Here is a 13,136-nt window from a genome sequence, read left to right as displayed (position 1 = left end):
ATTTAAATAACAAATTTATACTTCAACAGATTTCCGTGCTTTAATTGACTGATATTTTTTTAATAAGAAAAAATAAATTTTAAATTCATTAAAGCGTTGCTTTTCTGTAAATAATCGATTCATACTCATGTGAATATAGCTGGACAAAACATTTAAATAATCATTTTCAACATTTCGTTTAACCTGGTCAATGATCTGTTTCAAATTTGATTGGTCAATAAGCTTTATTATATCTCCGTTGAGTTTTTCAGTAATTACAATATCCTTAATCCTTCTTTGCTCCTCATGTAAGGTATTTCTCATCATCTTATCTTTCGTGTACTCGAACTCCTTTGCATAATAATTAAACTGTTTTTCCAGAAAATGTAACCTTACCTCATCATTGAGATCAGCAAGATTAAGATAGTGTTCTGTCAGATAATAGCCTACTAAAAACAGATCCTGATAACTTATATTATTCTTGTATTTATATATTTTGTATATCAATGATGAATCATAATAAAACAGAGTTTCGGAATCAATAATATTTTTACCCCCATATCTTCCTAACTCTCTGACATAGGTATCCTGAACAATACTAGATACGTACCCTTTTCTAACCAACGGTGTCAATATACTGTTACAAGCTTTCATTATTTCAGAAAGGAACTCTAAATCATTTACGTACAAGCGTAATCTCAAATGCTGCTTGGGATCTGAATATCTTATAAAAAACCATTTTTCAACAATTCTTTTTTTAACAAATTTACTTTCAATACAGTCCGCAAGCTGGAGAAGTATTTTATTGATGAACTTAAAATCTATATAAATTTTAAGGTAAATCCACTGAGATCCTGGGATAAATACCCTGCTATTATAATCATCTTTAGTATTTAGCATCCTTTCTGCTGATATTCTTTTAGCGGGATACTTTTTATCCTTATTTATAAAAGGTACTATAATTTCTTTATGATAGACAGTATTTGCATGTTCATTCGTCTGCTCCCATAAACTCTCATATAAAGTAATATACTTATCTTTCTTATCAATAATTTTCCACAACATATCCATTCCTAAAGAAGTTGATATATCCAGGCAAATTGTATTATCTCCTTCCTTAAAGGTAACTAAATTATGAATACTTAATCCGTTTCTGATTACCTCAAACTTATTATTGAAATCACTGAGGTTTTTACATTTTTTTAATCCTATAAATTTTTCATTTCTTATAACCCACTTTTTAGGCTCCAATACATAATTCCCGTACATCACTCTTGGAAAAGACTCTTCAACAGAGTCTATGATTCCCCAATCCCATACTTTAATATAGGGATTACCCTGATATTGCATATCGCATAAAAAATGATAGATAGGAAGACCACTCTTACTGAAGTTATGAGCATTGGATAAACGAGGTTTAATAGGCTTTTTTAGTTTTTCAGAAAATAAAAATATTTCATTATTTATCACCTGAATGTAAAGATCATCTACATTAATTTTCTGCTTTTCAGGAAGTACAGAATGAGCCAGATAAGGAATTTCATAGTCTCCAAAATGAGGTCTTGCAATTACATTTCCAGCTCTTGCTTGCGGTAAATGAATAATCTCAGCATAAATATAATTTTTGTCCAGTTCTTCATGCTCATGAACTAATGCACTTAGGTTATTATAAACATTATCGTGCGAGGAACAAAAACGTCCCATAAGATTATTTCCCAAAGAACTCGATAGGGATGCAATGTGAATAAGATCCTCCTCCTTTTGGGGATAGATTTTTAAAAAGAAATTAATATGTGGGAGATCAGCAGGTACAGTGTCATTGAAATGGGTCTTTATATCAATTTTATCAATAGTAATCTGCTCTTTATTATGTTTTAAATATTCGTGGTATTTGTGTAAAACAAAAGTTGTCAGTTTATTATTATCATTTTTTTTCACATTATCATAAAAATCCCTAGTGCTTTTGGCATTTTTGTAACCAATCCCCAGTTCTCCGTCTAAAACCTCTGCTAATTTAACCTTTCTATCTTCATATCGTTCTTTGAATGCTCTTTTAAAAACCTCAAACCAGGAATTTTGAGAAGGGGGTGTAGAGAATTTAGAAACAATACCGATTAAACCTTTTAATTCTTTCTTTGTGTCTATACTAAAAGTCTGATCATCTTTTAAATCTATAACATCAAGTTGTATCAAATTCTTTTCTGGTATTCCAGGCAATACAGTAGTAATATTTCCGTGGATTTGTTTATACAGGTCTATGTTTGACTGACTGCTGTTAACCTGAAGCAATAATTTTTTTACTTTTAATAAAACATTTCTGATTTCTGAGATTTTATCGTTGATCCCATTTTCATATAGGTTTTCGAGAAATTCTAACAGAATATCAAAATAATCTTTCCCTGAGACATTGATATCCAGATTACTTGTTAAAACTTTGTTGAGAATTAACCCATTAATATAGTTAGTCAATTCTACTTTTGAAACATCATATTTATTTAATAATTTCTCAACCAACAAAGGATAACTTATACCTGTTCGGGCGATCTTAATAATATATGCCAGTACTTCGTTAGACTCTAAAGACACAAGATGATGAGTCAGATTCATCTTCTTTAATCTATATTCCACATACCTGTAGGCTCCACCTGCTTTATATAAACTATTATTTACTCTATAGGTTAAAAAATCTTGTACACCTTCAAGTTTTGAAATATAATCTCCTATTTGATATTGTACTTCCATATCAAGGCGAGGAAAATATTGTAGTGAAGGTAGTATTTCTTTATTTTCTTTCTGTTCATTATAGGTACCTTGACTAAAATTTGCAAATAACCCAAATGGAGTACAGCGACTTGTAGATCTTATGTAATATTTGGCTAAAGAATGAAGCAGTTTTTTTCTGTCTTTATCTGTGAAGTTCTCAGGATTTTCAGAGTATTTTAATGTTTCATTATATAGAATATCAGACGCCAGATATAATGCCTCATTTAATTGATAGTTCTCAGAAAATTCTTTAATGAGATATTTAAGAATCTCTTTATCATCATAAGTTGCAGAGATTTTATAAAATTTAAAAAGATTTTTCAAAGGCAGAAGCGGCTGCCTTATTGCGTAAAAATTACTTTCGTACATTGTTGTTTATATCAAAAAAGAATTACATTAATAACACATCACCCCATTTAATATCAGGATCTATTAATGAAAGTAAAGATAATCCGACACCACTAAGCCCTTGCAAAAACCCAAAATCGTTATAATACCCTCGCTCATTGTGCCATGCACAATGCCCGCTTGCATACTTTTCTTCTTCGGAATGAATCATTTCAAGAGTTATATTCTTCCAATATTCTATTGCTTCAGAATAATCCGTTTCTCTATTAAGATAAGAAAACTTATTAAAAATATGCATTACACCCGCTGCTCCATGGCAAACTGCAGCATCTTTAATGCTATTGAGACTAAGATCTCTTTTCGATGCTGAAAAATTAATACAATCTAAAGCTATCTTTTTAAAATCTTCATTTTGAATGACCTGTCCAACATCCCACAACGAAACCCCCATTCCCAAATCTCCATAACACCATCCCAGCCGGGCGCCCCTGCTCATATTTTTTTCTATACCTTCAACCGCAGATGTCATCGTAGGAAAAAGCGAATTTTTTCTTATATTAAATTTAAAATCCAGCATTGCAAAGGTTGCTTCACTTAATAATTTCTTCAATTCGCTGCTAGAATTCAGCTTATAAACCTTCGATAAAACAGATACAATAGCTGGTTGCCCATGTGAAAGTCCGAAATTGATTGTCTCATCATACCTTTTACCTTCGCTTACATTAAACGAAGGCCAATAGGGCTTATTATAGATAGTCGTTTTAGTAGCGGAAGACAGTTTGGAAGTTATATCTTCTATATAGCTGTTTGTATCATTTGCTCCTTCTGTAAAGTAGTATAAAGCTCCAATAGCTCCATGTAGAAAATCATAATTGTCCCTGTTTATTTCTTCGATTGCAAAATGATAAATATACTCGTCCAGATCAGATAATGCATCTTCTACTTCAAAATCAATAAAATCTTCTTTATGAAGAAATTTTAATAACCATCCCAAACCTGAAGCTCCAGTACTGAATCTGTAATTTTTAAATTTTATACTATCTTTAATGCCTTCAAGAATATGATCAATCAATATATTTCCTTTATCTACACTTATAGGATCATTAAAAATTTTTCCATAATAAAAATAAAAAAGACAAATACCTCCTAACTCATGTAATACTCCGGGAAGATATGATTGCTTATGCAGATATAATTGATCTATTTTACTTTTTATATTTGTTATTTCTTTTATCAAATTCTCCATCATAAAATTAATTCGTCTTGTATACAAATATAAACACGGATAACTTTTCAATAAAGATAAAAAGCTATCCGCGTTTATTTTAACCTTAAATAATTAAATATTAGGTTCTGTCGTCACACATTCCGGATCCGTCTTGTGTAAAGCAATCCATTGTGATATCTGTAACGCAGGCCATATCATCAGTATCGTTCATAGTACAGCCCCCATAGGTGCAATCTTCGTCTGTGCAGTCATTTGTGTTACAACCGTCTGTTTGATCACATGCATTTCCAGGACATTGACTAAGGTCTACCGTAATGACGGCTCCACCTCCTCCCATAATTTTTTGAGATTCGTCTTGTGAGAGGTTTAGGATATCTTCCTTATTAATTTCTAGTTTGATAATTTTCTTCTTTCCCATGTTTATGATACTTAGTTTTTAATTAAGTTCTCACACAATCTCCATGAAAACCAGTATCCTGACACCATCCGGATTCACAATTCCCTCCACTACTTAAGTTACACATTTCTGTATCCTGAACTGTATTATCCCAACAATCATAGGTAGGTTCAATACAACCAACAGTGCAGCGTACATTCTGAGATTCAGGACATTGATCTTCAGTATTCAGACCACCACCTACTATTCCATAAGCCTCTTTTTCAGATAAATTAAGAATGTCTTCTTTGTTAATCTCTAATTTGATGATTTTTTTCTTTTTCATAGTTTAAATTTAGTTCGTATTTTAAGTTCTAGTTCCATTACATTGAAATACATCTCCTGTATAACAGTTTCTATCGTCACTCACTCCGCAAGCGCCATCACAACTATCCATCCCTTCTGTATACCCCTGACAGCCTTCTTCTGTACGATTACAGTCATCTGGCAATGTTAGTTGTTGACACGTATCACCATTATCATACGTTAAAGTATCTCCTCCTCCAATAATTTTTCGAGATTCGCTCTGTGAGAGGTCAAGAATATCCTCTTTATTAATTTCTAGTTTAACGATTCTTTTTTTCATATCTTAACTAGTATTAATTACGTTCTTTCACAAGTGAAATCAAAAGTTCTGTCACAGTCTCTTGTAACATCAGTGATACAGGCCATATCATCTGTTTCATTCATAGTACAACCCCCATATGTACAATCTTCATCTGTACATTCATTTGTGTTGCAACGCTCTGTCTCATCACATACATTTCCCGGACACTGGCTAAGATCTACAGTAATTACTGTCCCTCCTCCACCTAAAATTTTCTGGGATTCATCGTGTGACAAATTAAGGATGTCTTCTTTGTTAATCTCTAATTTGATGATTTTTTTCTTTTTCATAGTTATTTTAGACTTTGTAAATCAAATATACATTTATTTCCGAATAAAACACATTATATTTCATTAACAATACACCAAATAGTGTCTAATCCTTTTATTGGCCGTTACTCGTTCAGTAATTCATAAAAATTCAAAGATCATTGTACACTTAATAAAAATGTCATGCGATTATTCCTAACAAGAATAATATGTATTCTTCTGACTTCAATCCCTTAAACATCCTACAAAACAGACAGTAAATTTACATCAGAATAAGAAAGTATTAGAATGTCAAAAGGACAGGTTATCCAAAAATTTGAAAACCTTATAAATCTGCAGTTACAGAAACAACATCTTGATTTTATAAAGAAATTTTCAATATGAGAAATAGCTAAAATCACCAATAGTTTACTTTAAAAAAAGAAAAAAATTAAATTTCCTGAATAAGGTAAGGAATCTGAAAATACCTCAATGACAATTGTAACCGATCAACTTAAATAAATGCATACCTCATCGCTTCAACAAAATTCATTCAAAATTCGAAAGAACGATATCTACTACATTATCATTCAACTTCTAATAAAATCATAATATTAGATTTTCTCAATATCAATCCCGGCTTTGAGCCGGGATTTTTGTTATCTTTGTGTACAAAAAAATAGGATTATGGATTTTTACAACATTTTACTTAATGCCCACAAAGGTTTCGGGTATCTTGAAATTCTTTTGGTAGCATTATTTATCATTGCACTTTTAGCTACCATGTTTGGTTTCAGTGGAAAAGTGAACAAATTTTTGAAGAAAACAACTCTATTCACAATGATTTTCTTCCACGTTCAGTTTTTATTGGGAATCATTATGTTGATCACAACGTTCAGCAAAGGATTAAACATGGGAGAAGTAATGAAAAATGCAGCATTGAGATTTCAATATGTTGAACACCCATTCTCTATGCTTATTGCAGCAGTTTTGATGACCATTGTCAACAAAAAAGTAAAATCCAATGATACTATTTCTTTAGGAGTAGTGATTATGGGACTGATTGCAGTAGGTTTATTTGCATTCGCGTTCCCTTGGACAAGAGTCTTCGGGGCATAAAAAGACAAAGAAATTATATGCGTTATAATTTATAAATAGTTTAATCTTAAATTTTTAATTAATCAATGAAAGTAGCTGTAGTAGGTTCAACAGGCATGGTTGGACAAGTTATGCTTAAAGTTTTGGAGGAGAGAAACTTCCCTGTAACAGAATTAATCCCGGTAGCATCCGAAAGATCTGTAGGCAAGAAGGTGAAGTATAAACAGAAGGAATTTACTATTGTAAGCATGAAGGACGCTATAGCTGCCAAACCGGATATTGCTATCTTCTCTGCAGGAGGTTCTACCTCTCTTGAATTCGCGCCTTTATTTGCAGAAGCAGGAACAACAGTCATTGACAATTCTTCTGCATGGAGAATGGATCCTGACAAAAAATTAGTCGTTCCCGAGATCAATGCTGATGTTTTAACAAAAGAAGATAAAATCATTGCAAATCCGAATTGTTCTACCATTCAGCTGGTAATGGTTCTTGGACCTTTGAACAAGAAATATGATTTAAAAAGAGTAATTGTTTCTACCTATCAATCTGTAACTGGAACAGGTAAAGCAGCTGTGGACCAATTGAACGGGGAAATCAGTGGAGATGATTCTACTGAAAAAGTATATCCTTATCAGATCTTTAAAAATGCATTGCCACACTGTGATGTATTTGCTGATGATGATTACACCAAAGAAGAGATCAAACTGATGAAGGAGCCTAAGAAGATTTTAGGAGATGATACTTTTAACTTAACAGCAACCGCTGTAAGAGTACCGGTTCAGGGAGGACATTCTGAAAGTGTAAACATCGAATTCGAAAATGAATTTGAACTGGACGAAGTAAGAAAAATCTTATCTGAAACTCCGGGTGTCATTGTAATGGATGATGTAAAAAACAACCACTACCCGATGCCGCTGTACTCAGAAGGAAAAGACGAAGTTTTCGTTGGAAGAATCAGAAGAGATCTGTCACAGCCCAAGACGCTCAACCTCTGGATCGTTGCAGACAATCTGAGGAAAGGAGCAGCAACAAACGCTGTACAAATTGCAGAATACCTTGTAGCAAACAACTTAGTATAAACTAACAAAATAAAAAGAGTCTCAGAATTGAGATTCTTTTTTTTATCAAACACAATTATGAATACCCAGAAAAATGCCCATAAAGAGAAAATAGGATTTCAAAAGCTCATTGCAACATTCGGAATCATCCTTTTTGTTGGAAAAATTATTGCCTGGAAGCTCACCAATTCCGACGCTGTATTTTCCGATGCTATGGAAAGTATTGTCAATGTCATCAGTGCGTTCATGGGATTGTATTCTCTCCATCTTGCAGCCAAACCTAAGGATGAAGACCACCCTTACGGGCATGGAAAAGTAGAATTCGTTACTTCCGGTATTGAAGGAGCACTTATCGCTATTGCCGGCGTTATGATCATTTATGAAGGGGTCCATAGTCTTATTGTTGGAAAAACGCTGAGTAAAATTGATCTTGGAATATGGATTATTGCAGCCACTGCTGTTATTAATTATCTGCTGGGATATATCTCTATAAAAAAAGGGGAAAGAGAGAACTCTCTGGTTCTTATTTCATCCGGTAAACATCTTCAGTCCGATACCATTACCACCCTTGGCGTAGTGGCCAGCTTAGTCATTGTTTATTTTACCAAAATCTATTGGCTCGATTCCGTAGTAGCATTAAGTTTTGGACTTTATATCATATTTGTAGGCTATAAAATCGTCCGAAAATCATTAAGTGGTATTATGGATGAACAGGATCCTGAAATATTAAATCAGGTGATTAAAATCCTTGAAGAAAACAGACATGCAGAATGGATTGATGTCCACAATATGAAAATTCAGCAATTCGGATCTTCTCTGCACATTGACGCCCATATAACACTTCCCTGGTATTATGATCTTCGTGATGCTCATGGTGAAATGGAAAAAGTCATTATTCTTCTTGCCAGAAATATTAAAAGAAGTATTGAGTTCAATTTCCATATGGATGACTGTAAACCGATTTCATGCCCGGTATGCCAGATCAAAGATTGCCCTGTCCGCGAAAAAGATTTCATCAAACGTGTAGAATGGACACCGGAAAATGTTACCAGTGTGGATAAACATACAATCATTGAAGGAGAATAATCAAATCGGGTCTTACTTTATCTGCTTTCTTTAGTAATCATCTGCTTTCTGTAATAGAACATCGGAACAATCAGAAGTATAATCAACGGTTGGATTACAAATCGTCTCATATAAAAAGAAAAAAGATATCCTATTTCAAATTTGCTGTGAATACAGTAGAGATAGATCGGGAAAGTGATGGCAAAGACCACAATCATCATCACTGCTCCCTGTATCGTCCATTCTTTATTTTTGAATAATCCGTAAATAATCAGGCAGGAAAAAAAAAGATTTAAAATAAATCGGAACACATGTCCGGCAATCAGTCTACCCCATTCAAAGGCAGGGAATTCTATATTTTTATTGGCTTCATGAAAATAGTCTAAGAAAGGATCATAAAAAATAGTATCCTCCAGAACCCTTACACTTATCAATCCACAGATTCCTGCAATAACCAAAAGCCAGCTAAGAATTTTCATGTTTTAAAGCAAAAAATTTAATCCAGATTAACCACAGTAAAACTACACTTCCGTAAATAACAGCAGGGAAAATAAAATCATGAAATATCTTTCCATATTCCTTATAATCAACCATTACTATATTCAATCCGACAATTCTAAGGAGATTCATAATATACAGTAAAACCAATCCTACTGCGACAAAAACAAAAGTCTTTATTCCCTTATAAAAGGCAAAAACAAAAGACACAAATAGAATGATGACAGAAACGGCATTGCATCCTTCCACCATTCTCGTCACATAATTGTGTTTTACATAAAACCAAACCTGTTCGTTCTTTACATCATCATAAAGTTCTGTAGGATAACCTATTGCATTCTGCAAAGACGTTACCTGACGGGCAATCAGCCTTGAAAACGAATCCAACCCGGAATCTTTACCACTGTTCAGGTAGAACTGATAAGCGAAAAGCAACACCAGGTAGATAACAATAAAGCGCAATAAAATACCTAAAACAGGTTTAAAGTCTTTCAGCATACTGCAAAGATAAAAATTAGCCTGTAATATCCTGAATTTGAACAAAGAAAGTTAAAAACAAGCAATCAAACTTTACGTTATTCACACAGAACACTTAAAAATTTTCGCTAGAAAATTTAATAATATCAAAATTATTCAGTGCTATTATCACACTCTTTACCCCCAACTGATCAGTTCTTTAAACGATCATTTCCAACTCATGTTAATTTAGTATATTTGTTTCCATATTATGACTTCTGAAAACGCAAAACGATTTTTTGAAAACCATTTAGGTAAAAAATCTTCCGAATTCGTCACATTAGCTCAAAGCGGATCTGCGAGGGTAAATTTTCTGGCCACTGCCGGTACTGAAAAATACATCATCACGTACAATGAAAATATTCCGGAAAATGATAGTTTTCTTTATTATTCTGAAGTATTCTCAGACCTGAACCTTAATACCCCTTCCATCCTTGCTGTTTCAGATGACAGGAAGATGTATATTCAGGAATTTTTGGGGCAACATACTCTTTCTGAAGTGATTGCTAAAGAACAACTGTCTTCCACTGTAAGATCTTTGGTACAGAAGACTTTAGAAAAGCTTTACCAACTGCAGGTGCAGACGCAAGGTAAAATTGATTTTTCAAAAACCTTTGAATATGAAAGCTATGATGAACTTCCCGTGATTCATGATTTGTATTACTTTAAAAATTTTGTCGCCGATTTTCTGGAACTTGAATACAACAAATCTACACTCCTTAAAGAATTCAAAAAAATTGCAGCCCTTATTGAAAACCTTGAACCCAAAGGAATTATGATCCGCGATTTTCAGGCAAGAAATATCATGGTCAACGAGAAAAATGAAGTTTCTTTCATCGATTACCAATCGGCAATGAAAGGTCCTTTAATGTATGATGTCATCTCGTTTCTTTTTCAGGCGAAAGCAAATTTCCCCGAAGATTTCAAACAGGAAATGCTTGAGTTTTATATTCAGCAGTTCGAAAACCATGAAACAAGAATGCAGCTGAAAAACGCAGTGATGCCTATTCAAATGATGAGATTTTTACAGGTTTTGGGAGCCTATGGATTCCGGGGATTGATTCAGAGGAAACAACATTTCATGGCCAGCCTTGGAAAAGGAATTGAGAATATTACACAATTTGCAGACTCATGGGAGCAGATGAATGATTATCCTGAACTGAAAAAAGTAATTCAGCAGCTGATTTCAGAGAGAGCAAAGCAAAAAATCGAGGAAATATTAAATAACTAAGTCTTCGACTCCGCTCAGACAGACAGAAACGAAATAAAATACTTCAATATGACTAAATAAGCCTTAATGGTTTAAAAATAAAAAATATGCTACACATCGAGATACACAGTTTTTCCTACAAAAAAGGAGGTATTCCCAAAGATAATTCCGGAAATGGCGGAGGCTTCGCTTTTGACTGCCGTGGAATTTTAAATCCCGGAAGAATTGAAGAATATAAAATCCAGACCGGAAATGACATTGGAGTTCAGGAATATCTTGAAACAAAAACGGAAATGCCAAAGTTTTTAGAACTGGTAAAATCTATTGTTTCCATCAATATTGACAACTATCTGGAAAGAGGTTTTGAGCATCTTCAGATTAATTTCGGATGTACCGGAGGACAACACAGATCGGTATATTGTGCCATAAAAATTGCAGAATTCATCAAGGAAAAATATCCTGAAGGAACCGAAATTACCCTTCAACACGATGAACAACCGCAACTGAATATTAGTAATCAGTAATGAGCAATAAGTAATTTTGATTACATTTATATATTACTCATTACCCATCACTCATTACTTATACTATTATGAAAGCTTTAATTTTCGCAGCAGGCAAAGGGACCAGACTGAAACCGTTTACAGATCACCATCCAAAAGCATTGGCTAAAGTGAATGAAATTCCGCTTCTGGAAAGAAATATCAAATACCTTAAAAGTTTCGGAATTACGGATTTTGTTATTAATATTCATCATTTTGGAAATCAGATTGTTGATTTTTTGAATAAAAACAATAGTTTCGGATGTAAGATTGAAATCTCTGATGAAAGCAACGAACTGCTGGAAACAGGTGGCGGCTTGATATTTGCAAGAAAATTTTTAGATCACGGAGAAGATTTTTTAATCATGAACGCTGATATTCTAACGGACTTGAATATCAATGCACTGGTAGAATACCACAAAAAGATAAAAGATTTTGCTACTTTAGCGGTTTCGGACAGAGAAAGTTCGAGAAAACTCCTTTTCAATGATGATATGGTTTTGAGAGGCTGGCTGAATGTACAAACCGGGGAACAAAGGCTGGCAGAATTCAATAAAGGCTTTAGATCCCTTGCATTCAGTGGAATTCACTGTATCAATCCTGTCATCTTCGAAAAAATAAAAAGAACAGGCAAATTCTCTGTTATGGAAGAATATCTGGATCTGATGCAGACCGAACATATACATGGTTTTGTACACGACAGTATTCTTATTGATGTTGGGAGACCGGCATCCATACTAGAAGCCGAAAAACATTTTAAATAATTTTTTGCAATGGAAATTGATGGAACCAGGGATGAAAGTTTAGTAAATCCAGAACTTGATAGTAACGAAACAAAACTTCACAACAGTTTCAGACAAAAAACCTGGGACGAAACAATCACCAAAGACAGCTGGATGGTCTTCAAGGTCATGGCTGAATTTGTAGACGGTTATGAAAAACTGGCTAAAATTGGCCCATGTGTTTCTATATTTGGCTCTGCTCGACTGAAGCCGGAGAATAAATACTATGAAATGGCTGTAGATATTGCTGAAAAAATTACCAGGTTGGGTTTCGGTATTATTACCGGAGGCGGCCCGGGAATTATGGAGGCAGGAAATAAAGGAGCATTCAATGCAAAAGGGAAATCTATAGGACTTAATATTGATCTGCCTTTTGAACAGCATTTCAATCCTTACATCAATAAATCCTATTCCATGAATTTTGATTACTTTTTCGTGAGAAAAGTAATGTTCGTAAAATACTCTCAGGGTTTCGTAGTGATGCCTGGCGGATTTGGAACACTGGATGAACTTACTGAGGCGATGACTCTGATTCAGACCAATAAAATCGGAAAATTTCCTATTGTTTTAGTAGGAAGTGAATTCTGGGGAGGATTACTGGATTGGTTTAAGACAACTCTGTTAAAAGAAGGAATGATTGCGGAAGATGATCTTGATCTTTATCGTGTGGTAGATACTGCTGATGAGGCTGTAGCACATATTAAAGCCTTTTATGATAAATATTCTGTGAATGTAAATTTTTAATTGGCATATTATTT

Annotated in this window: 15 protein-coding genes; 7 read left to right on the top strand and 8 right to left on the bottom strand. The window is 33.7% G+C overall.

Annotation, left to right across the window (positions count from 1 at the left end; all coding sequences use genetic code 11):
- Nucleotides 1-15: 15 nt before the first annotated feature.
- From J2786_RS15990 to J2786_RS15965, 6 genes are all read right to left on the bottom strand, one after another.
- Nucleotides 16-3,111, bottom strand: a complete 3,096-nt coding sequence (locus J2786_RS15990) for a lantibiotic dehydratase (protein WP_047427269.1) — start codon at nt 3,109-3,111, stop codon at nt 16-18.
- A gap of 22 nt (nt 3,112-3,133) precedes the next feature.
- Complete coding sequence (locus tag J2786_RS15985; protein WP_047427267.1) at nt 3,134-4,339, bottom strand: lanthionine synthetase LanC family protein; 1,206 nt, start codon at nt 4,337-4,339, stop codon at nt 3,134-3,136.
- Nucleotides 4,340-4,436: 97 nt separating this feature from the next.
- On the bottom strand, nt 4,437-4,736 hold the full coding sequence (locus J2786_RS15980) for a class I lanthipeptide (RefSeq protein ID WP_047427264.1): 300 nt from the start codon (nt 4,734-4,736) through the stop codon (nt 4,437-4,439).
- Between the two features lie 22 nt (nt 4,737-4,758).
- Entirely contained in the window at nt 4,759-5,040 is a 282-nt protein-coding gene (locus J2786_RS15975; RefSeq protein ID WP_047427261.1) for a class I lanthipeptide, read from the bottom strand.
- A gap of 21 nt (nt 5,041-5,061) precedes the next feature.
- The gene (locus tag J2786_RS15970; RefSeq protein ID WP_047427257.1) at nt 5,062-5,340 is read right to left on the bottom strand and encodes a class I lanthipeptide; all 279 of its coding nucleotides are present in this window, start codon (nt 5,338-5,340) and stop codon (nt 5,062-5,064) included.
- 17 nt (nt 5,341-5,357) lie between these two features.
- A complete protein-coding gene (locus J2786_RS15965; RefSeq protein WP_047427254.1) occupies nt 5,358-5,651 on the bottom strand; it encodes a class I lanthipeptide in 294 nt (97 codons plus the stop codon).
- Between the two features lie 645 nt (nt 5,652-6,296).
- Between J2786_RS15965 and J2786_RS15960 the strand changes: the two genes are divergently transcribed.
- The 3 genes from J2786_RS15960 (at nt 6,297) to J2786_RS15950 (ending at nt 8,851) form a co-directional block, all read left to right on the top strand.
- On the top strand, nt 6,297-6,728 hold the full coding sequence (locus J2786_RS15960) for a hypothetical protein (protein WP_047427250.1): 432 nt from the start codon (nt 6,297-6,299) through the stop codon (nt 6,726-6,728).
- 65 nt (nt 6,729-6,793) lie between these two features.
- A complete protein-coding gene (locus tag J2786_RS15955; protein WP_047427247.1) occupies nt 6,794-7,786 on the top strand; it encodes an aspartate-semialdehyde dehydrogenase in 993 nt (330 codons plus the stop codon).
- Nucleotides 7,787-7,843: 57 nt separating this feature from the next.
- Entirely contained in the window at nt 7,844-8,851 is a 1,008-nt protein-coding gene (locus J2786_RS15950) for a cation diffusion facilitator family transporter (RefSeq protein ID WP_047427243.1), read from the top strand.
- A gap of 17 nt (nt 8,852-8,868) precedes the next feature.
- Here the strand turns inward: J2786_RS15950 and J2786_RS15945 are convergent, their stop codons facing one another.
- Nucleotides 8,869-9,309 carry an exosortase F system-associated membrane protein gene (locus J2786_RS15945; protein ID WP_047427239.1) on the bottom strand — a complete coding sequence of 147 codons (441 nt, stop codon included), beginning with the start codon at nt 9,307-9,309 and terminating at the stop codon, nt 8,869-8,871.
- Nucleotides 9,296-9,826: an exosortase family protein XrtF gene (gene xrtF, locus J2786_RS15940; protein ID WP_047427236.1), complete on the bottom strand. Its 531-nt coding sequence runs from the start codon at nt 9,824-9,826 to the stop codon at nt 9,296-9,298. The genes J2786_RS15945 and xrtF overlap by 14 nt, the downstream gene beginning before the upstream one ends.
- A 229-nt stretch (nt 9,827-10,055) precedes the next feature.
- Between xrtF and J2786_RS15935 the strand changes: the two genes are divergently transcribed.
- The 4 genes from J2786_RS15935 to J2786_RS15920 all read left to right on the top strand — a co-directional run bounded on the left by J2786_RS15935 (nt 10,056) and on the right by J2786_RS15920 (nt 13,122).
- Complete coding sequence (locus J2786_RS15935) at nt 10,056-11,075, top strand: aminoglycoside phosphotransferase family protein (protein ID WP_047427233.1); 1,020 nt, start codon at nt 10,056-10,058, stop codon at nt 11,073-11,075.
- A gap of 86 nt (nt 11,076-11,161) precedes the next feature.
- Nucleotides 11,162-11,578, top strand: coding sequence for a RapZ C-terminal domain-containing protein (locus tag J2786_RS15930; protein ID WP_047427230.1), 417 nt, complete (start codon nt 11,162-11,164; stop codon nt 11,576-11,578).
- 68 nt (nt 11,579-11,646) lie between these two features.
- Nucleotides 11,647-12,360, top strand: coding sequence for a nucleotidyltransferase family protein (locus tag J2786_RS15925; protein ID WP_047427227.1), 714 nt, complete (start codon nt 11,647-11,649; stop codon nt 12,358-12,360).
- A gap of 9 nt (nt 12,361-12,369) precedes the next feature.
- Entirely contained in the window at nt 12,370-13,122 is a 753-nt protein-coding gene (locus J2786_RS15920; protein WP_047427224.1) for an LOG family protein, read from the top strand.
- Nucleotides 13,123-13,136 lie beyond the last annotated feature (14 nt).

This window comes from Chryseobacterium vietnamense, from assembly GCF_031454475.1.
GTDB classification, from domain to species: Bacteria; Bacteroidota; Bacteroidia; order Flavobacteriales; family Weeksellaceae; genus Chryseobacterium; species Chryseobacterium vietnamense.
The sequence above is the reverse complement of the archived record's forward strand: the minus strand, read 5'-3'. Positions and strand labels throughout refer to the sequence as shown.